This window comes from Microbispora rosea (genome assembly GCF_900156315.1).
GTDB lineage: Bacteria > Actinomycetota > Actinomycetes > Streptosporangiales > Streptosporangiaceae > Microbispora > Microbispora rosea.
This window is the reverse complement of the sequence record NZ_FTNI01000002.1, coordinates 330,300-354,258: the sequence shown is the minus strand read 5'-3', so window position 1 is coordinate 354,258 and position 23,959 is coordinate 330,300. Positions and strand designations below refer to the sequence as shown.

16 protein-coding genes are annotated in these 23,959 nt (G+C 72.5%); 6 read left to right on the top strand and 10 right to left on the bottom strand.

What is annotated here, in order from left to right:
• Positions 1-148: 148 nt before the first annotated feature.
• Positions 149-1,879 carry a hypothetical protein gene (locus tag BXA11_RS45250; protein WP_076432859.1) on the bottom strand — a complete coding sequence of 577 codons (1,731 nt, stop codon included), beginning with the start codon at positions 1,877-1,879 and terminating at the stop codon, positions 149-151.
• A gap of 171 nt (positions 1,880-2,050) precedes the next feature.
• Here BXA11_RS45250 and cofD point away from each other — a divergent pair, with 171 nt between their 5' ends.
• Together cofD and BXA11_RS04280 are read left to right on the top strand one after the other, a co-directional pair.
• Complete coding sequence (cofD, locus tag BXA11_RS04285) at positions 2,051-2,989, top strand: 2-phospho-L-lactate transferase (protein WP_076432857.1); 939 nt, start codon at positions 2,051-2,053, stop codon at positions 2,987-2,989.
• Positions 2,990-3,010: 21 nt separating this feature from the next.
• The gene (locus BXA11_RS04280; RefSeq protein ID WP_076432855.1) at positions 3,011-4,294 is read left to right on the top strand and encodes a coenzyme F420-0:L-glutamate ligase; all 1,284 of its coding nucleotides are present in this window, start codon (positions 3,011-3,013) and stop codon (positions 4,292-4,294) included.
• On the opposite strand, the gene BXA11_RS04275 is transcribed toward BXA11_RS04280, so the two are convergent.
• Positions 4,284-6,926, bottom strand: coding sequence for a bifunctional FO biosynthesis protein CofGH (locus BXA11_RS04275; protein WP_076432853.1), 2,643 nt, complete (start codon positions 6,924-6,926; stop codon positions 4,284-4,286). The genes BXA11_RS04280 and BXA11_RS04275 overlap by 11 nt on opposite strands.
• Positions 6,927-7,096: 170 nt before the next feature.
• On the opposite strand from BXA11_RS04275, the gene BXA11_RS04270 reads away from it, so the two are divergent.
• Complete coding sequence (locus BXA11_RS04270) at positions 7,097-7,474, top strand: hypothetical protein (RefSeq protein WP_076432852.1); 378 nt, start codon at positions 7,097-7,099, stop codon at positions 7,472-7,474.
• Here BXA11_RS04270 and BXA11_RS04265 read toward each other — a convergent pair.
• From BXA11_RS04265 to BXA11_RS04230, 8 genes are all read right to left on the bottom strand, one after another.
• Complete coding sequence (locus BXA11_RS04265; protein WP_076432850.1) at positions 7,459-8,436, bottom strand: DNA-3-methyladenine glycosylase family protein; 978 nt, start codon at positions 8,434-8,436, stop codon at positions 7,459-7,461. The genes BXA11_RS04270 and BXA11_RS04265 overlap by 16 nt on opposite strands.
• 1 nt (position 8,437) lies before the next feature.
• Positions 8,438-9,541 carry a mannose-1-phosphate guanylyltransferase gene (gene manB, locus BXA11_RS04260; protein ID WP_083743940.1) on the bottom strand — a complete coding sequence of 368 codons (1,104 nt, stop codon included), beginning with the start codon at positions 9,539-9,541 and terminating at the stop codon, positions 8,438-8,440.
• A gap of 125 nt (positions 9,542-9,666) precedes the next feature.
• The gene (locus tag BXA11_RS04255; RefSeq protein WP_030509378.1) at positions 9,667-10,794 is read right to left on the bottom strand and encodes a glycosyltransferase family 4 protein; all 1,128 of its coding nucleotides are present in this window, start codon (positions 10,792-10,794) and stop codon (positions 9,667-9,669) included.
• A 229-nt stretch (positions 10,795-11,023) separates the two neighbouring features.
• The gene (locus BXA11_RS04250) at positions 11,024-11,950 is read right to left on the bottom strand and encodes a lysylphosphatidylglycerol synthase transmembrane domain-containing protein (protein WP_030509379.1); all 927 of its coding nucleotides are present in this window, start codon (positions 11,948-11,950) and stop codon (positions 11,024-11,026) included.
• Entirely contained in the window at positions 11,947-12,801 is an 855-nt protein-coding gene (locus tag BXA11_RS04245) for a class I SAM-dependent methyltransferase (protein ID WP_204053445.1), read from the bottom strand. The genes BXA11_RS04250 and BXA11_RS04245 overlap by 4 nt, the downstream gene beginning before the upstream one ends.
• A gap of 122 nt (positions 12,802-12,923) precedes the next feature.
• The gene (locus BXA11_RS04240; RefSeq protein WP_076432846.1) at positions 12,924-14,039 is read right to left on the bottom strand and encodes a glycosyltransferase family 4 protein; all 1,116 of its coding nucleotides are present in this window, start codon (positions 14,037-14,039) and stop codon (positions 12,924-12,926) included.
• The gene (locus BXA11_RS04235; RefSeq protein ID WP_051761954.1) at positions 14,036-14,968 is read right to left on the bottom strand and encodes a glycosyltransferase family 2 protein; all 933 of its coding nucleotides are present in this window, start codon (positions 14,966-14,968) and stop codon (positions 14,036-14,038) included. The genes BXA11_RS04240 and BXA11_RS04235 overlap by 4 nt, the downstream gene beginning before the upstream one ends.
• A gap of 63 nt (positions 14,969-15,031) precedes the next feature.
• Positions 15,032-17,155, bottom strand: a complete 2,124-nt coding sequence (locus tag BXA11_RS04230) for a hypothetical protein (protein ID WP_239104730.1) — start codon at positions 17,153-17,155, stop codon at positions 15,032-15,034.
• Positions 17,156-17,414: 259 nt separating this feature from the next.
• On the opposite strand from BXA11_RS04230, the gene BXA11_RS04225 reads away from it, so the two are divergent.
• The 3 genes from BXA11_RS04225 (at position 17,415) to BXA11_RS41140 (ending at position 23,934) form a co-directional block, all read left to right on the top strand.
• Complete coding sequence (locus BXA11_RS04225; protein ID WP_083743939.1) at positions 17,415-18,995, top strand: hypothetical protein; 1,581 nt, start codon at positions 17,415-17,417, stop codon at positions 18,993-18,995.
• 303 nt (positions 18,996-19,298) lie between these two features.
• Positions 19,299-21,236 carry an LCP family protein gene (locus BXA11_RS04220; RefSeq protein WP_239104732.1) on the top strand — a complete coding sequence of 646 codons (1,938 nt, stop codon included), beginning with the start codon at positions 19,299-19,301 and terminating at the stop codon, positions 21,234-21,236.
• A gap of 298 nt (positions 21,237-21,534) precedes the next feature.
• Entirely contained in the window at positions 21,535-23,934 is a 2,400-nt protein-coding gene (locus BXA11_RS41140; protein WP_143734068.1) for an acyltransferase family protein, read from the top strand.
• Positions 23,935-23,959 lie beyond the last annotated feature (25 nt).

Genomic DNA, 23,959 nt, shown 5'->3' with positions numbered 1-23,959 from the left:
AAAAACGCCTGCCCTATACCCACCCTCGGGAAGGCGTAACAACATGTCTGTAATTACACGCGCGTGGCGCGTGTGGCGTCAAGCGGCATAACGATACCCGGGGAAAGACCTGCTCGCCCCGGTTCGTACGCCCCGATCTACGGTCCTATCAGCGTTCGGAACCATACCAAGGGAGGTTGGGGTCGGTTCCGAGGCCTGCCTGATCGGGGGCGGAACCTTCCTCATACTTTGCCTGCGACCGATCGGGGGTGTAGATGGCCGTCGGATCGAGCGGTTCCTCCCTGTGCAGGGGGTCGCTGAGCGGGTCTCCCTGGTAGCCGGAGGCGTCGAAGCGGACCGTCTGGTCGGCGGGGCCGGGCATCGGGGGCTGGAACGGCGCGGGCTCGGACTGGGGGTGGCCGAGCGGGTTGTCGTAGTACTCCGGCATGTCCTGCGGACCGGTGGGGTGGTCGGGCAGGGCGCCCTTCTGGTAGCTCTGCGCCTGCTGGTAGGCCTGCGCGAGCTGCTGCTCCCTCGGGTCGGCCGGGCCCTCGTACGCGGGGGGAGCGTCGAAGGCCGGACCGCCGGCCGCGTGCTCGGCGGCCTGGCGGGCGAACGCCTGGCCCGAGTAGCCGGAGAACGGCGAGCCCTGTCCGTACGGCTGCTCCTGCTCGTACGGCCTGGCCTCGGGAGCCGGGCTCGGGTTGTAGGAGGAGGGCTGGCCGTAACCGCCCGAGGCGCCGGGGGCACTGGGGACGTTGGGCGCACTGGTGGGAGCGCTGGGGGGAGCGCTCGGAAACTGCCCGTAACCGGCGGAGTCCGACTGCTGGCCCGCGTAGCCGTACTGGTCGAAGACCGGGCCCTGCGGCGGCGGGGAGTAGTCGGGCCGCTGGGGCGCCGCGGGCGCCTCGGGCTGCGCGCCGTACGCGCCGTAGTCGGAGTAGTGCGCACCGGTCTGGACGTCGTGCAGCGACGGCCGGGGCTGCTGCTGCGCCTGTCCGTGAACGGGAGCCGGAGCGGCGGGCTGCCCGAACTGCTGCGGCTGCGCGGGCTGGGGCGGCTGGGGCGGCTGCGGGGACTGCGGGGACTGCGGGGCAGTCGGGGCGGGACTGTAGGAGGGCTGCGGCTCGTACTCCTGGGCGTACTGCTCCTGGCTGTACTGCTCCTGCGGGTACTGCTGGTGCTCGGCGTACCGGTGCTCGGCGGGCGGCAGCTGGGGGTGGACCGGCGCCGGCGCGTTCTGCCCGTACGCGGGCCCCTGCGGCTGGCCCTGGTGGGGGGCGTTCTGCGGCGGAGTCTGGGGCACGTTCTGGGGCACGTTCTGGGGCATCTGCTGGGCGGGCATCGGGCCGGGACCCTGCGGGCCCTGCGGAACCTGCGGGCCCTGCAGCGGCACCGGAGCGTACGGCTGGGGCGGGTAGGCGTCCTCGCTCCTGCCGAAGTAGCCGCCCGCCGGTTCCCTGGCGGGCTGGAGCGCCGACGCCGTGCTCAGCGCGAACAGCGCGCCGAAGACGGCGAGCGCGACCATCGGCAGTCCGGTGATCAGGTATTCGAACCGGTCGCGGAACGTGGCCAGGTCGCCCACGAGCACGCCCAGCACGGCGATCACGCCGAAGACGATGCCGAGACCGAGCGACCCGGCCGCGCCGAGCGCCACCAGACGGGCCCGGGGGGTGGGCGCGCCGGCCTTGGCGACGAGCAGCACGGCGCCGAACGCGAGCGCGGTCGAGACCGGGGACACGAGGGAGTACAGGCTCGCCGCCGCGCGGATGCCGAACGTGCTGCTCAGCGAGGATCCGATCAGCATGCGCGCGATGCTGACGAGGACGCTGGTGATCACCACCGCGAGCATCGTCCACGCGGCCGGCTCGCGGAGCCGGCCGGTATCGACCTTGAGCACGACTACCCCCATCGGTCCAAACGGCACTCGGGGAAGTTTTGCACATGACTGACTAAAGCGTCGTCAGACCCAGCAACCTCACAAGCCGAACACACCCTACATATCGCTGTTCATCCCGTTCCTGGGGTGGGTGTCGGCGATCCCGCGGGCGGCCGATGGAAGACTGGCGGCATGCGCATCGTGTCCCTCGCCGGAGGAATCGGCGGCGCCCGGTTCCTCCGAGGTCTCAAGGCGGCGGCCCCCGATTCCGAGATCACCGTGATCGGCAACACCGGCGACGACATCACTCTCTTCGGCCTGCGCGTGTGCCCGGACCTCGACACGGTCATGTACACGCTGGGCGGCGGCATCAACGAGGAACAAGGCTGGGGGCGGGCAGCTGAAACGTTCACCGTGAAGGAGGAGCTCGCCGCCTACGGCATGGAGCCGCAGTGGTTCGGCCTCGGCGACCGGGACTTCGCCACCCACATCATCCGCAGCCAGATGCTGGCGGCCGGTTATCCGCTCTCGCAGGTGACCGAGGCCCTGTGCGACCGGTGGCGGCCCGGAGTGCGGCTGCTGCCGATGTCGGACGACCGCACCGAGACCCACGTGGTCGTCTCCGACGAGGACGGCAGAAGGGCGATCCACTTCCAGGAGTGGTGGGTGCGGCTGCGCGCCTCCGTGCCGGCCGAGCAGATCGTGCTCGTCGGCGCGGACGAGGCCCGTCCCGCGCCCGGCGTGCTCGACGCCATCGCGGCGGCGGATGTCGTCGTCCTCCCGCCGTCGAACCCGGTCGTCAGCATCGGCACGATCCTCCAGATCCCGGGCATCCGGGCGGCCCTGGAGGACAAGACGGTCGTCGGCGTCTCCCCCATCATCGGCGGCGCGCCGGTGCGCGGCATGGCCGACGCCTGCCTGACCGCGATCGGCGTGGAGACGAGCGCCCAGGCCGTCCTGGAACTGTACGGCTCTGCGCTGCTCGACGGCTGGCTCGTGGCCGAGGAGGACAAGGGCGTGGCGCTCGACGGCGTGGTGGTGGAGGCGCGGCCGCTCCTGATGAGCGACCCCGAGGCCACGAGGGACATCGCCGCCGCGGCCCTCGCCCTGGCCCGGTCGATCGGGTCCTGAACCGAGATGTCAGAGGAACACATGCTCCAGATCACTGTAAGCGGCGTGCCCGGCCTGCCCGAGGTGCGGCCCGGCGACGACATCTCCCTGCTCGTGGCGCAGGCCGCGCCCGGCCTCCAGGACGGCGACATCCTGGTCGTGACCTCCAAGATCGTGAGCAAGGCCGAGGGCCGCGTCCGCCACGGCGAGAGCCGTACGGCCGCGATCGAGGAGGAGACCGAGCGTGTGGTCGCGCGGCGCGGGGACACGGTCATCGCGCAGACGCGGCACGGCTTCGTGATGGCCGCGGCCGGCGTGGACGCCTCCAACACCTCCCCCGGCACCGTGCTGCTGCTGCCCGAGGACCCGGACGCCTCCGCGGACCGGATCCGGCGGGGGCTGCGCGAGCGGCTCGGCGTGCGGGTCGGGGTGATCGTCTCCGACACCTTCGGCCGGCCCTGGCGGCACGGCCTGACCGACGTCGCCATCGGCGCGGCAGGCGTGCGGCCCCTTGAGGACCTGCGCGGCGGCACCGACGGCTACGGCAACCCGCTCAACGCCACCGTGACGGCGCTGGCCGACGAGATCGCGGCGGCGGGTGACCTGGCGAAGGGCAAGCTGTCCGGCGTTCCGGTGGCCGTCGTGCGTGGGCTGGGCGGCCTGGTGACCGACGAGGAAGGCCCGGGCGGGCGGGTCCTGGTCCGCCCCGCCGACGAGGACATGTTCCGGTTCGGCTCGGCCGACGTCGTCTTCGCCCGCCGCACGATCCGGGAGTTCTCCCCCGCCGAGGTCGACACCGCCGCCGTACGGCGGGCCGTGGCCGCCGCCGTCGCCGCGCCCGCCCCGCACCACACCACCCCGTGGCGGTTCGTGCTGCTGGAGACCCCGCAGGCGCGTACGGAACTCCTCGACGCCATGCGGGACGCCTGGATCGAGGACCTGCGCTCCGACGGCTTCTCCGAGGAGTCGATCGCCCGGCGGATCCGGCGCGGCGACGTGCTGCGGAACGCGCCCTACCTGGCGGTGCCGTGCCTGGTGATGGACGGCTCGCACACCTACAGGGACGAGTGCAGGAACGCCGCCGAGCGGGAGATGTTCGTGGTGGCCACCGGCGCCGGGGTGCAGAACTTCCTGGTGCAGCTCGCCGTGCAGGGGCTGGGCTCGGCCTGGGTGTCGTCCACGATGTTCTGCCGCGACGTGGTGCGCAAGGTGCTCGACCTGCCGCAGAACTGGGACCCCATGGGCGCGGTGGCCATCGGGCATCCCGCCGCGCCCCCCAAGGACCGGCCGCCGCGCGACCCGGCCGACTTCTACGTCACGAGGTGACCGGCGGCCGGGAGACGGGTGAGACCGTGAGCAGCGGCCGGCGGACCGACTGGCACACCCCGTCGCTGCGCCGGGCCGCCTCGGCCCGCTCCTCGCTCGGCCGGCCGTACGCGGTGGTGCGCTGGCGCAGCGGACGGCCGGTCGGCGCGACCATGGCCGCGATCTCGCTGATCGTCTTGTAGGAGCCGTTCTCCGAGCCGGCCATCCGGCTGATCGTCTCCTCCATGAGCGTGCCGCCGAGGTCGTTCACGCCGCCGGCGAGCACGTCCCGGCACAGGTCGTCGCGCAGCTTCACCCAGGAGCACTGGATGTTGCGGATCGCGCCGTGCAGCATGACCCGCGCCAGCGCGTGGACGGCCCGGTTCTCCCGCGCGGTCGGCCCCGGCCTGGCGATGCCCGCCAGATAGATCGGGGCGCTGTGGTGCACGAACGGCAGCAGCACGAACTCGCTGAACCCGCCCGTCTCCTCCTGGATCGTTCGGATCAGCCGGATGTGGCGCACCCAGTGCTCGTGGGTGTCCACATGGCCGTACATCATCGTCGATGTCGTCGGGATCCCGACCCGGTGGGCGGTGGAGATGACCTCGATCCACTCCCGGGCGGGCAGCTTGCCCTTGGTCAGCACCCACCGCACGTCGTCGTCGAGGATCTCGGCGGCCGTGCCGGGCAGCGAGTCGACCCCCGCCTCCCGCGCGGCGTGCAGCCACTCCTCGATCGACAGGTTCGTACGGCTCGCGCCGTTGACGACCTCCATCGGCGAGAACGCGTGCACGTGGATCTCGGGACAGCGTTCCTTCACCGCGCGGGCGATGTCGAAGTAGGCCGTGCCGGGCAGGTCGGGGTGGATGCCGCCCTGCATGCACACCTCGGTCGCCCCGGCCTCCCACGCCTCCTGGGCCCGGTCGGCGACCTCGCTCAGCGACAGGGTGTAGGCGTCGGCGTCGGTGCGCCGCTGGGCGAACGCGCAGAACCGGCAGCCGGTGTAGCAGACGTTGGTGAAGTTGATGTTCCGGTTGACTACGTAGGTGACGTCGTCGCCCACGGCCTCACGGCGCAGCCCGTCGGCGATCCGGCACAGCTCGTCCAGGCCGGCGTCGTCGGCGCCCGCACCCGTCTGGTCCCCGGCCAGGTCGAGCAGCGTCAGCGCCTGCTCGTCGGTCAGCCGCGCCGGGTCCGCCTCGGCCTGCCGCAGCGCCTCCCGGACGTCCGCCCGGACGGCCCCGTCTCGTCCACCGCTGGGCAGGCGCTCGCGCAGCGCGTCCCAGTCGCCGTACACGCTGTCGAAGTCGGCACGGCGGTCGCCCGTCCGGCCCTCGGCGTCGACGGCGGTGTGCAGGTCGGCCCGTCCGCCGGTGACGAGCCCGCCGAGGCCGCCGTCTGGCTCCTGCCAGGGACGGCCCTGGAGCACGGCGTCCTCCCGGGCGAGCCCGGTGGCGGGGTCGGCCAGCGCCGCCACGTGCTCGGTGAGACGGGGGTCGAGCCACGGCTCCCCCGCGAGCACGTACTCGGGATAGATCGTGAGGCGCTCGCGCAGCGCGAACCCGGCGCCGGCGGTCCGCGCCGCCAGGTCGTCGATCTGCGGCCAGGGGCGTTCGGGGTTGACGTGGTCGGGCGTGAGCGGCGACACCCCGCCCCAGTCGTCGATGCCCGCCCGCAGCATCAGCGCGTACTCCTCGCCGATCAGGTTGGGCGGCGCCTGCACGCGGACCTTCGGGCCGAGCACGAGCCGCGTCACCGCGATCGTCGCGGCCAGCTCGTGCAGGTCGGCGTCGGGCATCCCGCGCATGGCCGTGTCGGGCTTGGCGCGGAAGTTCTGGACGATGACCTCCTGGATGCCGCCGTACTCCCTGGCCACCCGGCGGATCGCGAAGATCGAGTCGGCCCGCTCCTCGATCGTCTCGCCGATGCCGATCAGCAGGCCCGTCGTGAACGGCACGCTGGAGCGGCCGGCGTCCTCCAGCACGCGCAGCCGTACGTCGGGGTCCTTGTCGGGAGAGCCGTAGTGGGCCTCGCCCTTCTCGGTGAACAGCCGCCGTGAGGTGGTCTCCAGCATCATGCCCATCGAGGGCGCGACCGGCTTGAGCCGCTGCAGGTCCTTCCAGGTCAGCACGCCGGGGTTGAGGTGAGGCAGCAGCCCCGTCTCCTCCAGCACCCGGATCGCCATCGCCCGGACGTACGACAGCGTGTCGTCGTACCCGTGGGCGTCGAGCCACTCGCGCGCCTGGTGCCACCGGTCCTCCGGCCGGTCGCCGAGCGTGAACAGCGCCTCCTTGCAGCCCATCGCCGCACCCTGGCGGGCGATCTCCAGCACCTCGTCCGGGGACAGGAAGGCGGCGGGCAGCTTGTGCGGCGCGGTGGCGAACGTGCAGTAGCCGCACCTGTCCCGGCACAGCCGGGTCAGCGGGATGAACACCTTGCGGCTGTAGGTGATGACGCCGGGCCGGCCGGCGGCCTCCAGCCCCGCGTCCCTGACCCGCGAGGCGTGCGCGAGCAGGGCGTCCAGGTCGTCGCCGCGGGCGCGCAGCAGGATCGCCGCCTCCGCGAGGTCGAGGGTCTTGCCGTCCCTGGCCCGCGCGAGTGCCCGGCGGGTGCCGCTGTCGGAGCTGACGTTCGGGGGTCGCTTCGCCGTCATACGCCGCACCCTATGAGGCGTGGGTCCGTCCGGCGCACTCAGCCCCCGGCCGCAGGTACGGGAGAAGTCATGGCGTGCGCCCGCCGGGGAGTTTGCGGCCGGAGGGTATGAGCGCTGGGGCGAGATCGATGAACGGGTGGGAACTGATGGCCGCTATAAGGGTGAATAGTGTGTTTTGTCTGCCCTCGGAGGTCCGGTCGCTGGCCGTCGCGACGCTCGTGATCGGGTTGTCGGCGCCGCTCACGGGTGCCGCGTTCGCGGCGCAGGCCGGGCACGCCGGCGGATCGGGCAAGGGCCACGCCAAGCAGGTCACAGACGGCCGCAACACGGCCAACACGCCCACGATCGCCAGCGCACCCCGGCAGGTGTCCAGGGGCAGGCGCAACGTGAACGCCCCCGCCGGCAACGCCAGCCTCGCCTTCGCCGGCCTCCAGCAGGTGACGAGCGTCAGCGTCTTCACCAGCACCCTCAGCGGCAGGTGCCGGGACGGGGTCGACCACTGCGGGATCAACCAGGACCTGAACGGACGTCGTCAGAAGGCCCGGTAGTCGCGCGGGGCCATGCGCGGGCCACGGGCCGGCGGCCTGACGCCGCTGAGCTCGATCAGCCTCACCACGCGGTGGCGGTGCCCCCGGAACGGCTCGAGCAGGTCGAGCATGCCGTCGTCGTCGGCCTTCTGCCCGGTCAACGCGTAGCCGACAATCGCCGGCAGGTGGAAGTCGCCCACGCTCGGGGCGTCCGGGTCGCCGTGGGCGCGCTGGCGCACCTCGGCGGAGGTCCACACGCCGATGCCCGGCAGCGCCCGCAGCAGGCGGTCCGCCTCCTCCGACGATGCCGACGTGGTGGTGCTCTCCAATTTCTCGGCGTGCCGGGCCGCGTTGACGATCGTCCGCGCCCGTACGGCCTCCGCGCCCGCCCGATGCCAGTCCCACGACGGGATCGCCCGCCACACCTCCGGGGGCGGGATCACGTACATGCCCTCGGGAGCCGGGCCCGGAGCCGGCTCGCCGTACCGGCGCAGGAGGAACCGCCAGGCCCGCCACGCCTCCCTGCCGACCACCTTCTGTTCGAGCACGGCGGGCGCGAGCGCCTCGAAGACCCGCAGGGAGCGCCCGACCCGCAGCCCGGCCGCACGGGTGGCGAGGCCCGCGACGAACGCGGCGGCCCGGGCCTGCCCCGGATCGCCCGAGCGGGTGAGCCGCGCGAGCATCGCGGCGAAGCCCCCCACGTCATCCTCGGCGCCGAGCAGCGACGGAAGCGTCTCCAGCAGCCAGCCGGCCCCCGGCCCCCACGCCTGCGCGTGGACCTCGCCGGGGCTCGCCGTCACGCGCAGGGTGCCGGGCCCTTCCGGGGTGCGTGAGGTGCGCCAGATCGCCCCGTCAGGGGTGCGCCGCCAGGCCGGGTCGCCTCCCCCGCGCCGGTGCGGCGACAGCGTCAACGCGAGATCGAGCTGCGCGGACGGCCGCCAGCGCCGCTCGCTTGCCCGTCCGGTGGACGCCGTACAGGTCATGTCAGACGTCGCTGGAGAAGCGGACCGCACACTCGGGCAGATTTACCCCGGGCCAGACCCGCATACCGGAGGTGAGCTCGTTGCCGGGGCCGATGAGCGCGCCGTCGCCGACGACGACCGCGCGCAGCACCGCGCCGGCGGCGACCCGGGCGCCGACGCCGACGACCGAGTCCACGACGGTCGCGCCGGACGCGACGTGGCAGCCCTCGGACAGCACGCTGCCGCGTACGCTCGCGCCGGCCTCGACCGTGGCCCGGGCACCGACGACCGTGCCACCGGTGACCTTGGCCTCGGGCGACACGACGGCCCCGTCCAGCAGGAGGCTCTCGCCCACCGGACCGGGCAGCGCGGGCGAGCCGAGCTTGCCCAGCACCAGGTCGGCCGAGCCCTGCACGAACGCCGCCGGCGTGCCCACGTCCAGCCAGTACGACGCGTCGGCGTAGCCGAGCACCAGCTCGCCTGCCGCGATCAGCCCGGGGAAGGTCTCCCGCTCCACCGACACCACCTGGCCCTCGGGGATCGTGTCGATGACCGAGCGCTGGAACACGTAGCAGCCGGCGTTGATCCGGTTCGTCACGGGATTGGGCGTCTTCTCCAGGAAGGCGCTGACCCTGCCGTCGTCGTCGGTCGGCACGCAGCCGAACCTCGACGGGTCGTCCACCTCCGTGAGGTGGAGGGTCACTGCGGCCCCCCGTGAGACGTGCAGGTCCACCTGCGCCGCGATGTCGTGGCCCGACAGGATGTCGCCGTTCAGCACGAGCACCGGCGCCCCGGGCGCGCAGGTCAGCGCCCGCGCGGCGTTGCGGATCGCGCCGCCGGTGCCGAGCGGGGTGTCCTCGGTCATGTAGACGATCTCCAGGCCGAAGCCGGACCCGTCTCCGAACGCCTCGCCGAACATGGACGCCCGGTAAGAGGTCGCGAAGACCACCCGGCGCACCCCGTACGCCCGCGCTTTCGCCAGCTGGTGCGCGAGGAAGGGCACCCCCGCCGTCGGAAGCAGCGGCTTGGGCGTGCTGAGCGTCAGCGGGCGCAGACGCGTGCCCTGGCCGCCCACGAGAAGGATCGCCTCAAGACCGTCCGGCGACCGCACAGAACTCTCCCTCACAGCCGCGAGGGTAGCCTAGCCGGGCCCTCCGCATGGCTCGCCGACGCCGACCGTTGCGCGGACGTTTCCTGACAGGTGCGCACCCTCCGCCGCTGATCGAAACTTTCACGGGCCGCCCCGATTCGCTAGCCTTCGACGGCGCGTTGGTAGGCGAGCAGATGGGCCTCGGCCGAGTGCCGCCAGGTGAACTCGCGCGAGCGGGTGACCCCGGCCTGTGCCAGCGACTCGCGCCGCTCCGGCGACTCGAGCAGGGCACGCAGCGCACGCGCGATGCTGTCGGCGTCGGGTTCGGTGTAGGCCACGGCGTCGCCGCCCACCTCGGGCAGCGAGGCGCGGTGGGTGGTCAGCACGGGCGCTCCGCACGCCATCGCCTCCAGCACGGGCAGCCCGAACCCCTCGCACCGCGACGGAGAGGCGACCACGAGCGCCCCGCCGAGGAAGCCCGGCAGGTCGGCGAAGGGCAGGAAGCCGGGGCGCACGACCTTCACCCGGGGCGGCAGCCCGGCTACGGCGGCGTCGACCTCCTCGTCCCAGGCGGGGCCGCCCGCCAGCACGAGCGCGGGCGGCGAGGACAGATGGGCGACCGCCCTGCCGAACCCGGTCACCAGGTTCGGCACGTTCTTGCGCGGCTCCAGGGCGCCCAGGTAGGCGACGTACGGCCGGCCGTGCAGGCCGATGCGCCCGGCCACCCGGCGCACGTCCTCGGGCGCCGGCGCGTGGAACAACGTGGGGTCCACCCCGTGGTAGGCGACGTCGATCCGGGTGGGGTCGGCGTCCAGCACCCGGACCAGCTCGTCCATGGTGGCCTTCGAGGGCACGATCACCCGGTTCGCGTGGCGTACGGCGGTGCGGGTGGCCGACCGGAAGAACGAGGCCCTGACAGGGTCGTGCTGGTCGGGGTCGGTGAACGAGGTGACGTCGTGGACGGTGACCACCGTGGGCAGGCCCGAGCCCAGCGGGATCGAGTAATAGGGGGCGTGGACCACCTGGGCGCCGGCGTGCCGGGCGAGGACCGGCAGCCCGGTCTGCTCCCAGGCCAGCCGCTTGTTCCGGTTCGTGATCGCGGGCGGTCCGGAGAGGATTCGCGCGGAGGGGGCCAGAGCGGAGTACCGCTCGGCGTCCGCGCGCTGGCAGACCACCGCGATGTCCGCGCCCGCCTCGTGCAGGGCCGCGACCAGTCCATCGACATACCTGATCAGGGCGCCGCGATCGGCGGGGACCGCGGCGGCGTCGACGAGCACCCGGGGTGTCAAATGAATCGCTCCCCTCACTGGGCCCGCCCCGAGCCGGGAGGATCGCTCCCCGCCCGCGCGGTCCCGCTGGTTCCGGCGGTGTTCCGGCAGGGCCAGGGGCCCACGCCACGAACTGACGCCTTCCCCCGCTTCCCTCCCTGTCACTCTATTTCCGGCGTCCCCCGAAACGTGAGGGATATCACGTGGGGATCATCTCTACTGATGGCCGACCCGCGCCGATTCCACGGATTCAGGCCCGGGTTACGGGCTCCTCGCGCGTACGGACCACGCGCCGGGAGGCAAGACCGGCGACGCCGGCGCACACCAGGTCGCCGACGGACACGATGAGCCGGGAGCACAGCGCGGCGGCGATGGCGGCGGGCCGGTCGAGCACCGGGGCGAGCGCGGCCACCATCGCGACCTCCCGCACGCCGGCGCCCGCCGGGGCGATCACGAACACGAACCCCAGGCACCAGGCGAGCGCGAACGCGCCGAAGCTCAGGATCACGGCCGAGGGCCCGTCCGCCCCGAGGCCGTGCACGACGAGCGCCAGGTGCACGCCGTAGGCCGCCCAGCCCGCCAGGGCCCAGCCGCACGCGACGAGCACGCCGCGCCGGGTGAGCGGCCGTTCGAGCGGCGGGCGGCGCAGTTTGCGCAGCCCGAACGCGATGACGCCGTTGACCACCTTCGGATGCAGGGCGGCGGCGACCACGGGCACGAGCAGCAGCAGCCAGGCGTATCTCATGACCGACTGCCCGGCGAGCACCGGCAGCGTGACGCCGGCGACCAGCAGTCCGGTGCCGAGGTAGATCGGATAGGTCAGGAAGAAGGCGGCCGCGCTGCGCGGCCGGGGGATGCCGTGGTCGCGGCCCATCTCCATCTGCGCGAGCATCGGCCACACCGACCCCGGGATGTACTTGCCGAGCTGGCCCACGAAGAAGATCTTGGAGGCGTCGGTGAACGCCAGCGGGGAGCCCAGGTCGGTCAGCAGCGCCCGCCACATGAGCATCCCCGACAGCAGCGCGCCGAGCACCGCCACGAGCGAGCCGGCGAGCTCCACCCACGACAGCCGGGCGAACCCGTCCGCCACGGCGGTCCACTGGCTCGCCACCGCCCAGACGCCGAACCCCAGCGCCACGAGCAGGAACAGCGCGCGTACGGCCTTGCGGCGAGTCATCGGGACGTGCGGACCGGCTCGGGCGACTGCGGGAGCGGCGCACCAAGGGGGCGGCGGGGCGTCTTGGTCGCGACCCACAGATACGTGGGGACGACCGGCAGCAGCGCCCGCAGGGCCGGGCGCGGAGTCCGCTCCAGCGTGGCCTTGGCGGCACGGCCGGCCGCGCCGGGGAACAGCTCGCCCCCGGCGAACCGCTCGGGCGCGGCCAGCACGGGGAACGTGTAGTCCCACACGTGGAAGTCCGCCAGCATGCGCCGGAGCCCGGGCCGGGTGCGGAAGCGCTCGTAGTAGTGGTCGGCGCGGCCGAACGCCCGCACGTACCGGTCGGCCGCGGCGGGCGGCAGGTAGGACAGGAAGGGCAGCTTGTAGTGCGGCTCCATGATCCCGAGCCGGTTGCCCAGGCCGAGGTAGAGCACGCCGTCGTCGGACAGCACCCGGTGCATGTCGGCGATCACGGCGTCGGGGTCCACCACGTGCTCGTAGATGTGGTTGAAGACCAGCACGTCGATCGAGCCGTCCGGGAACGGCAGGCGCGAGCCGTCCGAGCAGACGAACCCGACCCGGCCGCCGAAGCGGTCGGAGGCCTTGCGCAGGCCGGGGACGTCGATGTCGAGCCCGAGCGTGTGGCGCGCGCCCGCGGCGGCGAGCTCGTCGGCGATGAACCCGGCCGAGCACCCGACGTCGCCGACCGTCAACCCCGACAGCACCTCGCCGGGCTTGGCCGCGTCCCTGCCCAGGAAGTGCGCGAGCACGGCGATGATCTTGGCGGCCTTGCGCCTGCGCTTGTCCTCGTCGAGCATCGCGGCCTGGAACTCGGAGTATTCGAGCTGGGCCGCGCGTTCCGCGCTCACCCTCGTCCTCCGCTCACCCTCGTCTTCACGCTGCCCAACAGTACCCGTGCCCGCGCCGCCCCCGTCTCCCGATCAGCCCACCCTGTGGATAACCCGCGTGGCGGACCTACCGATCGGTAGCTTCAGGCCTCACCCTGGGGCGCGGCCAGCAACGTGTCGAGGTAGACCGCCCAGTGCGGCTCGGGATCGACGGGGGCGACGCCCGCCCGCAGCCGCTCGGGCGTCCCCGGCTCGTAGAACCGCTTGATCGCCTCCGCCAGCGCGCCGACCGAACCCGGCTCCACCAGGAGGCCGTCCACGTCGTCGCGTACGTTGTCGGGCAGCGCCCCGACCCGGGTGGCGATCACCGGCACGCCGTGCTCGTGACCGAGCCACACGTTCTGGCTCGCGGTCGCCGACCGGTAGGGCAGCACCAGCGCGTCGGCCTCGGCGAACAGCCCGGGCACCTCCTCGGCCGCCACGTATCCCGGCCGGATCTCCACCCGATCCGCCAGGCCGAGCCGGGCGATCAGGGCGCGGGTGTCCTCCAGACCTCCCCAGAACTCCCCCGCGACCGTCAGCCGTACGCCGGGCGCCTGCGTGAGCGCCTCGAGCAACAGGTCGAGACCCTTGTAGGGCCGGACGATGCCGAAGAACAGCAGCCTGCCGTGCGCCGTGTGCCCGGCCGCCTCCCGGGCGCCGCGCGCGGGCAGGTGCGGGGCGAGGGCGGCCACCCGCACCGGCGCGCCGGTGAGCGCGCGGGCGAGGTCCGCCTGCTGCTCGGAGTGGACGAGCACGCCGTCCACGCGACGCAGCAGCGCCTTCATCAGCGGCCTGTCGTACGGCTTGCTCTCGTGCGGCAGCACGTTGTGGCACAGTGCCACCACCCGCGCCTCTCGGCGCGATGCGACCACCGGCGTGCGGCGGCGCAGGCCGGACAGGATGCCGAGATACGCGGGCACCTGCACCGGGCTGAGCACGGTGAGCACGACGAGGTCGGCGCCGCGCAGCCGCCGCCCGCAGGCCACCCAGCCGTCCGGCCGCCGCCAGTCGAGGTCGCGGCGGGTGCCCGGGTAGGGCTCGCCCTCCGGGCTGTCGATCGTCTGCTGCCCGGGATACAGGAACGAGGGATACTGCGCCCGCCACGACTCGATGACCACGTCGTGGCCCCGGGCCCGCAGCCGGTGGGCCAGCTCGGTCGTGTGCTGCGCCCCGCCGCCCTTGTACGGATATGTCGGGCCGACGATCGCGATCCTCACACATCACCCCGAGATCGCACGATCAGGTCGGCCAGCAGGGCCACCGCCCCGATCAGCATGCCGGATATGAAGATCACGATGGCGTTGCTGGTGAGGTAGAAGCCGTAGCGGATCACGTCGTACAGGCCCTTGACGAAACCGATGCCGACCAGCCAGAGCGCGGGCGGCATGAGCACCTTGAGCGGGTTGAAGTACATGACCATCCGCAGCACCTGCAGGATGTAGCGGTAGGCGTCGGAGACGAAGTTGAACTTCGACTTCCCGGCCCGCTTCGAATACTCGATCGGCAGGTAGTAGACGTCGTGCTGGTTCGACATGAACGCCAGCGTGATCGTCGTGACGCAGGAGAAGCCGGGGGGCAGCAGGCGCAGGTACGGCTTGGCGACCGACTTGCGGAAGGCCCGCAGGCCCGAGTTGAGGTCGGGGATCTTCTGCCCGGCCAGCCGCTCGGCCACCTTGCGGATGAACCACTTCGCGGGCACCCGCAGGACCTTGTGCGAGCCCTCCTCCGTGGTGCGCGCGCCCACGACCTGGTCGATCGTCTGGTCCTTCTCCAGGATCTGCACCAGCTCGGGGATGCGCTCGTTCGGGTAGCTCATGTCGGCGTCGGTCCACACGACGATCTCGCCGCGGGCCTCCTGGCTGCCGATCCTGCGTACGGTGCCCGAGCCGCCGTTGCGGTGGAACGCCCTGATCCGCATGTGCGGGAAGCGCGGCGCGGCCTCCTGCAGGCGCGCCAGCGTCTCGTCGGTGGAGCAGTCGTCCACGGCCAGCAGTTCGTAGCTGTACCCGCTGGCGTCCATGGCCGCGCAGATGCGCTCGACCTCGTCGATGACGTGGTCCTGCTCGTTGTAACACGGCAGAACAATCGTGACGTACGGGGTTTCTGCGGGAGTCACGGCGCTTCCAGAGGTCTCGGGCGAGGTCACGTCCGGCTAGGGTACTCTGCCCCGCCAAATCCCGGTCTCACTTCACGGACGCCGTCCTGCCTGTCAGGTGGGTACGGTCATCCAGACGTCGATGGTGAGCGACCAGGTGCCGTTGGGCGGATCCACCAGCGAGCGTTCGTCCTGCCGGGTGTGCAGGCTCATCACCCGGGTCGCCGGGCCGTACGCCATGAGCTGCTCGGGCTCGGCGGCGAGCAGCACGGGCACGCGCCCGGTGCGGCGCACGGCCTCGGTCAGGCGCAGCACGTCGGCCCGGAGCGGCACGTCGGATCGCTGGGGATAGACCACCCGGGCCGTCGGCAGCCCGCACTGGCCGCGCAGGACCTGGGTCAGCCGGTCGCCGGTGACGCGCTCGGCGATGAGCACCGAGGCGTTCGCCGGGATCGCCCGGCACAGGCCCGCCACCGCCGCGGCCTCCCCCCGGTTGACCGGCGTGAACGCGGTGCCGATGGACGTGATCGCGGGCGGGACCGCCAGCAGCAGCGCCCCCGCCGCGACGGCGGCCCGCGAGCGTGCCGGACGGGCGGCGAACCAGCGCGTACGCGAGAACCGCCGCGAAAGCCACCGCAGCCCCCAGACGGCGAGCAGCACCAGGCCCGGGATGACGATCGGCACCAGCCTGCGCGAGGCGAAGGGGTGGTCGGGGGTGATCGCGGGACGCCAGAGCGTCGTCACCGTCGTCCAGCCGATCACGGCCAGCGGCAGCAGCCAGCCGAACCCCCCTCCCCGCATCGGGCCGCCCCTGGTCAGGCGCCGGGCGAGCACGGCCGCCGCCAGGGTCGCCAGCACGACGGCGGGGATCCCGACGTACCAGAAGACCCAGTCGAGGGAGTGCTCGTAGTACAGCCGGGACTTGTCGGGCATCAGGCCGTTGGCGACCTGCGTCTTCTCGATGAAGTCGGCCGTGAGCCTGTCCTCGGGCGTGACCGCGTCACGACGCACGGTCTGCGCCCAGGGCCGTACGGCGAAGCCCGCCATGACCAGCACGACCAGGGCCGCGGCGGCGTTCGGCAGCCACCCCGCTCCCGCGCGGATCCGGCGCACGCGTACGGCGATCCAGGGCGCGAGAGCCGTGCCGGCGACCGTGAGCGCCACGACGACGGCGCAGATCGCGAGCAGCGGCATGAGCGAGCCCGACAGATACTCCAGGTATGGCCGGGCGAGGACGTAGCCGTCGGTGAACCCCCACAGGGCGCCCACGGCCAGCCCGGCCAGCAGGGGCACGCCCAGCCGTCCCTCGGGGAAGGGCCTCGCGCGGGGAATCCGCCGCGACGCGATGAGCACCCCGGCGAAGGCGAGCACGGGCAGCACGTCACGCAGGCCGTCGATGCGCACCAGCAGCGCCAGCCCGAACGACAGCCCCGCGAGCGCGGCGGACGGGAAACCAGCCCCGGGCAGTGCCGCCTCGAGCCGGGCCCGGGCGTCGAGCAGCAGGTTCATCGCGCCGAACAGCAGGATCAGCGAGGGGATCTCGCTGAACGTCGTCCGCGACGTGTAGAGGATCGGCAGGCTGATCGCGAACAGGAGCGCGGCGAGGGGCGCCCAGCGCGTGCCCACGAGCCGCGCGGCGGTCCCGGCGACGGTGAGCACCGCGAGCGCGCCCAGCACGGGCGGCACGAGCAGCAGGCCGGGCACGCCGCCCAGCCAGTGGCCGATCGCGTAGGTCATCGGCGGCCCGGCCATGAACTGGGGGACGATCCCGCCGCCGGTCATGTAGACGCCCATGCTGTCGAAGCGGAGCGCGGGATCGGGACCGCCGAAGTCCCCCACCGGGATCGGCAGCGACCCGTGCCGGGCGAGCCAGACGGCGTACTGCGCGTAGGTCGACGGATCACGCCGGACGATCAGCTGCTCGCCGTGCAGGAGCCCGTTGAACACTCCCGATCCGAGCGCCACGGCGAATGTGGCGGCCGTGGCCCACCGGTGCGGCGTGGCGGTCCCGGGCAGACGGCGCAGGCCGTACGCGCAGAGCAGGAGGGCCGCGGCGCCGCCGAGCAGCGCCATGGGCAGCGGCCGGAACCACCCGAGCAGCAGGAGTGGCAGCCCGGCGAGCAGCCACCCGCTCAGCGCGAGCGCGGGCACGACGGAGGCGGCCGCGAGCGTCCTGCCCGCCGCCTCCTGCTCTGACGGCAGCCCTGTGCGGCCACGTGAGCGGCCGGATCTGTTCACTGGAATGCACCCGAGACTAGCGGCCCGCTCCCGCGTCACGCCTTCACCAGGAAGATCGTCCGCTGCGCGCGTCGCGGTTGTCCACAGGCGCGTACGGGGCTCACACGGGGGTCGTACGGAGCCGGTAGCGTACGCCGGGAGGCAGGCGGGGGGGCATATGAGGGTGTCGGACAGCCGGGGCTCGGCGCCCTGGCCCGAGCAGGATGGGCCCGAGCGGGACGGACCCGCCCGGTCCGGTGAGCCCTCGTCGAGGCCGCCCATGACGTCCGCGCGGGAACGGCTCGCGGGCCGGCGGCTCGGGAGCCGGGTGCGCGAGCGTCTGGCGCCCCGCGATCCGCTGCACCCGGTGGCCTGGGCGCGTGCGGAGCTCCGCGGGTGGGCGCGCAGGCATCGGTGGTTCCTCGTGGTCTTCGGACTGGGGACGCTCCTGCGGGTGGTGACCACGCTCGGCTACCGGCCCGCGCTGTGGTTCCCCGACTCCTACACCTATGTCGTGACGGCCATGCGGCCGAGGCCCGACCTCGTCCGCCCGGCGGGCTACTCGATGTTCCTGAGGCTCCTGGAGGCCTTCCACAGTTTCGCCCTGGTCGTGACCGTGCAGCACGTGCTGGGGCTGCTCGTCGGCGTGATGCTCTACGTGACCGTCCTGCGGCGCGGCGGCCCTCCGTGGGCGGGCGCCCTGGCCTGCGTGCCGGTGCTGCTCGACGCGTACCAGATCGAGCTGGAGCACCTGCTCGTCTCCGACACGCTGTTCACGTTCCTGGTCGTGGGAGCGGTGTGCCTGGCCATGCGCCGCCCGCTGACGCCGCGCTCGGCCGCCGCGCTCGGCCTCGTGCTGGCCGCCGCCACGCTGACCAGGACCGTCGGGCTGCCGCTGATCGCCGTCTTCGCGCTCCTCCTGCTCGCGTACGGCGTGCGCGGCGCGAGCGCGGACGCCCGCCCGGGCAGGGCGGTGGCCAGGCTCACCGTGCCCTTCCTGGTGGCCGCGCTCCTGCCGGTCGCGGGCTACGCGGGGTGGTTCTACGCGACCTACCAGCGCGTCGGGCTGGTCGGCTCGAACGGCGTCTTCCTCTACGCCCGCACGATGGCGTTCGCCGACTGTTCGGTGATGAAGCCGCCGCCCGACCTCGCCGTGTTGTGCGACTCCCGGCCTCCGGCGTCCCGGCCCGCGTCCCAGGAGTACATCTGGAACGCCGAATCCCCGCTCGTCCGGTTGCCCGGCATCACGTTCACCAAGGAGACCGACACCCTGGCCGGGAGGTTCGCCTCGCTCGCGATCCGCAGCCAGCCGCTCGACTACCTCCGCGGCATGCTGACCGAGCTCGGCAGGTCGTTCACGCTTGACCGGCCCGTCTACCCGGATCCCGAGACGTACGGGTACTACGAGTTCCCGGAGACCGTGCCGCCGCCGCCCGGGCGGCACCCCGCACTCGTCGGCAAGGAGTTCTCGCAGCGTTACGAGCGCGGGCCCGTCACGGTCCGCATCACCGAGCCGTTCGCCGGCGTGATGCGGGCCTATCAGGACGTCGCACGGCTGCCGGGGACCGCGCTGCTGGTGATCCTCCTGGTCCCCCCGGCCGCCTGGGCCGTGCGGGCCCGGTGGCGGCCGGGCGCGGCACGCACGCGACGGCCGCCCGCGCACCGGCTCCGCTCGAACGGGACCCACTCGAACTGGGCCGACTCGAACTGGGGCGTTGCCTATGTGACCGCCTGGGCTCTGCTGCTCGTCCCGCCCGCCACGGCCCAGTTCGACTACCGCTACGCCCTGCCCGCGGTGCCGCTCGCCTGTCTGGCCGCCGCCCTGTCCGTCCGGGCGTCACGGCCGGACATGACCGGCTGAACTGACCAAACAACATCCGAAACATCAAATCCCGGTAAAGGGAAACTCAATCCCATACCCAGAATGTCGGTGTTTAGTATGCTCTGCCCCTGGATCAGGGGGACGTGGCACGGCGTGATCGCGGCCCGGATCCTCCCAATCGCGGCGCCCGCAGACGCTCCAGTGACCTACCCTCGGAGCGCCACGTGTGATCGCCAGGCAAGGAGGACAAGTGTGCGAGCGAACCAGTAATCCTGCCGGCCCCTCGCCCACTCGTCCGGCCGCCCCACCATGCCGTACGGCCGCCTGCCGGGCAGGCCTGCGGTGAGTGAGCACAGGCGCATCGGCGCGCGTTCCGGCCGTCCGCCGGCTCCGTCCGACCAGAGAGTCTGGGGTTCCCCCGAAGACGGCGCGTACGACGGCGCCTTCGAGGCTCCCCGAGGCCGCAGAGGAGCCTCCGCGCCCGCGGGGTACGCCGACATGCCGGTGGCCACCGCCCCCGCGGGCTACGCGGAGATGCCGGCGAGACGAGGCCGGCAGCGGCCACCCGAGAACGGCTACCCGCCCGAGGCGTACGACGGGGGACGCCGGCGAGGCGGGCGGCGCGCCGAGCCGTCCGAGCCCCTGTACGAGCCCGATCCTCTCTATGAGGAGGAGGAGGAGGCACCGCGGCGGCGCGGCCGCAGGCGCGGCGGCGACGAGGACAGCGGCTACGGCGCGGCCCCCACCGCCCCGGGCCGCGCCTCTGGAGGCGGCGGCGAGCTCCCTCCGGACGACAGGCCGTCCCGCCGGCGCGGCGGGGGCGGCGGGGGCCGGTCCGGCCTGGGGATCGGCGGCTGGATCAGCGTGGTGCTCACGTGTGTGCTGGTCATCGGCACGCTGACGGCCTACAAGGTCTATCGGAGCACCATCGGCCTGATCAACAGAGGCGCGTCCACCGACGACCTCGACAAGAACCGTCCCGTCAACGAGACCGGTGCGATCAACGTTCTGCTCGTGGGTTCCGACACCCGGGCGGGGGACAACAAGAAGTACGGCCAGCACCTGGTCAACGATGGTGAGCGCACCGACACGATCATGCTGCTCCACGTGTCGCCCAACCGCGACGGGGCGACGCTGCTGAGCTTCCCCCGCGACTCCATGGTGATGATCCCCGCCTGCTACAACAGGAACAAGACGCTCGTCCCCGCGCATCTCGGGATGATCAACTCCGCGTTCTCCGACGGCGGGATGATCTGCACGCGCCGGACCATCGAGACCCTCACCGGTATCAGCGTCCAGCACTACGTGAAGGTGGACTTCACCGGCTTCAAGAACATCGTGAACGCGCTCGGCGGCATCGAGATCTGCCTGCCGCAGGCCGTCAACGACAAGAAGTCGAAGCTCACGCTGCCGGCCGGCAAGCAGATCGTGAAGGGCGAGGCCGCGCTCGGCTACGTGCGGCTGCGCTACGGCCTCGGCGACGGCAGCGACATCTCCCGCATCAAGCGCCAGCAGGTCTTCATCTCCCAGGTCGTGAAGAAGGCGACCAGCAGCGCCCTGCTCACCGACGTCGGCAAGCTGCAGAACTTCATCGCCGCCGCGGCGAAGTCCGTCACCATGGACGACGCGCTCAACACCGAGGAGCTCCTCAAGGTCGCCCAGAGCGCGCAGAAGCTCTCCGCGAAGGGCTTCAAGGCCACCACCGTGCCGTGGGAGCCGTACGTCGCCGACAAGAACCGCGTCCAGTGGAAGCAGCCGGCCGCGGGCAACCTCTTCAAGGCCATCGCGAACGACACCGAGGTGACCCCCACCGCCAGCGCCGCTCCGAGCGCGGCCGCCTCGCCCTCGGGCCCGGTGGTCACCAAGCCGCAGCAGGTCAAGGTGCAGGTGTTCAACGGCACCAACACCCCTGGGCGGGCCAAGGAGGTCGCCGAGGAGCTCGCCGGGCTCGGCTTCAACGTCGTCGGCGTCGGCGACGCGAAGAAGCCCGACGGCACCGACCAGCCGAAGACCATGGTCCGCTACACCGGTCAGGGCTGGAACTACTCGAAGATCCTGGTCGGCAAGCTGCTCAACCCCGTCAGCCCGGAGACCGGCAAGGCGGCGAGCGGCCCGGTCACGCCCTTCACGCCGTCCTCGCCCCCGCCGGACGCGCCCAAGGGCAAGGTGCGCGGGCCGATCATCCAGCTCGTCATCGGCGCCGACTGGAAGGGCGTGCGCGTCCCGCTGCAGGTCGGGGACAACGCGGTGACGTCCGAGACCAACATCTGCGCGAGCTGACACGCGTCGCGGCCGGGCCGGGGCTCCGAGATCGTCCACGAGGGCGAAGGGCCCCGGCCGGTTCCGTTTCCGCCGGTCTGACAACAAATCCCACAGAACTCACAGGATCTTCGTTCAACCCCAGAGGCGACATCGGCGTCCCAAGAACGTTAGGGTGAACACCTGGCGAACGCGCCCTGTTCGCCCGTTCGGGCTGATGCGCCGGGGCGCCTTCGCTAGTGTCCGAAAGGACGCGGCGACGCTACGCCAGGCGTGGCCGTTCCCCCGAACCTCCAACAGATAGCTGAGCGTTTCTCCCGTGAGTGACCCCCGCCATCACCCGCCGGTTCCCGGATCCCCGCAAGGCAACGACCCCGATGCCGAAGAGGCTCCCACCGGAGTGATAGGACGCATCACCGGAGACTGGCCCGCTCCGGACGGTGGCCTGCCACGGCGGGAGCCGAAGACCACGGGCGGTCCCGAGGCGGAGCAGGGTACGGGCCGGCCCGGCTTCCAGTCCCACGAGCGGCACGAGCACGGGCGTCACGAGGGCGGCGTTCCGGCGCCCGGCGACGAGGGCACGGCCGCACCGGCGTACGGTCGCCACGAGAGCGGTGAGAGGGCCCCGGGCAGCGCGGCAGGCGCCGCCGCCGAAGCGGGGAGCCCCGAAGGCCCCGGCGCCGCGCCGAGCGGTTCCACACCCGTCGGCGCCCCGACGTACGACAGCCCGTACGAGAAGCAGCCGCTGCCCGTGCGCAAGCCGCGGAGCGCCGGGGGGCCCGGCATCTCGCCCGGCAATGCCGCGACGGCCGGTTCCATGCCGGCCAATGCCATGCCGGCCGGTTCCACGCCCGCCCCCGCACCGGCGCCCGCCGCTTCCGCGTCGCATGACACGCCCTACGAGAAGCAGCCCCTGCCCGTACGCAAGCCGCGCCAGCCGGGCGCCTCCCGCCTGGGTATGCCGCCCGCGTCCGCCCCGAAGCCGGAGGGCTTCGACTACTTCTCCGCAGGCCGGGGCCTGGCTGGTCAGGACACGGCTCGCCAGGACACGGCTCGTCAGGGCATGCAACGTCCCGCGCCGCGCGCGGGCGCCGCCGACGACGCCGCGTGGCCGCAGGCGTTCCCCGAGCACGGTCCTCGCAACCTCGCGGACGCGTTCCCCGCCGCCGCCCGGCGGTCGTCCGCCCCCGGGCCGCAGGACGGCCCCGACGCCCCCACGCCCCCCTTCGGCGAATCCCCTGCCTTCCCCGCCCCGGCCTTCGGAGCCGGGCCGGAACCGGCGCCGACGCGCTTCGCGGGCTTCCCGGAGCCCCCTGCCTTTCCCGAACCCCTCGGCTTCCCTTCGCCGGCGGCGGCCGCCGGCAGGACGGCCAACCCCTTCCTCGACACTCCCCCGTCCGGCGCCGGCCCGGCCGTCACCCCGGACGACCCCTTCGGCGCCGCACCGGCCCCCGCGTGGCCGGGGCAGGAGGCCGGCGACCCCGCCCAGTGGGACCCCTGGCGGCGCTCCCCGGACGGCCCCGACGGCGCGAACGACCCCCGCCAGACCGGTCCGCTCGGCAGGCCGCTGCGTGCCCCGCTGCCCGCCTGGGCCGAGGCGCCCGCCGGGCCGGGCGACTCGGCCGCCCGAGGCGCGGGGCGGCGTGACGGCCAGGAGGGCGAGCGCGAGCAGGAGCGCGCGCCCCGGGCCAAGAAGCCGCGTGACCCCTACCTGGACAACGTGAAGTTCGTCGGCATCGCCCTGGTGCCGATCGGCCACTCGCTGGTCCCGACGCTGGCGGCCGACTCCTCACGGGCGGCCTACCTGTTCATCTACGTCTTCCACATGCCGCTGTTCGTCATCGTCAGCGGTTACCTGTCCAGGAACTTCTGGAATTCCAACGCGAAGACCAACAAGCTGGTCGACACGTTCCTCGTGCCGTACGTGGTCGTCGAGCTGGGATACGCGGTGCTGCGCACCGCCTTCGGGCACAAGTTCAGCATCACGATCACGGATCCCGCCTGGTTGAACTGGTATCTGCTCGCGCTGCTGTTCTGGCGGCTGTCCACACCCGTGTGGAAGCGGATGAAGTATCCGTTCGTCATCTCGATCGTCGTCTACCTGTTCGCCGGGTTCTCCCAGCTCTCCGGCGACTTCAGCATGGACCGCTTCTTCGGCCTCATGCCGTTCTTCGTCCTCGGCCTCGTGCTCAAGCCGGAGGTCTTCGACTTCCTCAAGCAGCGCTGGGTGATGGTGCTGTCGGTGATCGTGCTGCTGGGCGCCGCGGCCGTGGCGATCTTCCTGGTGAAGAACTACTCGATCAAGCTCGGCCCGATCTACTACAAGAACAGCTACAAGAACCTCCACCTGGTCTGGTGGAAGGGCATGCTGCTGCGCACCGGTCTGCTGGTGGCCGCGCTGGCCATGTCGGCGGCCGTGATGTCGCTGATCCCCCGCCGCCAGACGTGGTTCACCGACCTCGGCACCCGCACGCTCTACTGCTACCTGCTGCACGGCGTGCCGGTGATGATCGCCAAGGAGATGGGCTGGCTCAGCTTCTCCTGGCTGTACGGCCCGCTCGGCGTGGCGGCCATCGCGTGCTCCTGCTTCGCGCTGGCCATCGTGCTGTGCCTGCCGATCACCCGTACGGCGTTCAAGTGGCTGCTCGAACCCCGGCTGACCTGGTTGTACCGGAGGCCGAGCGCGCGGACTCCGCAACCGGCGAACACCGGAAGTTAAGCGCTATTTCGAGGAGCATTCACCC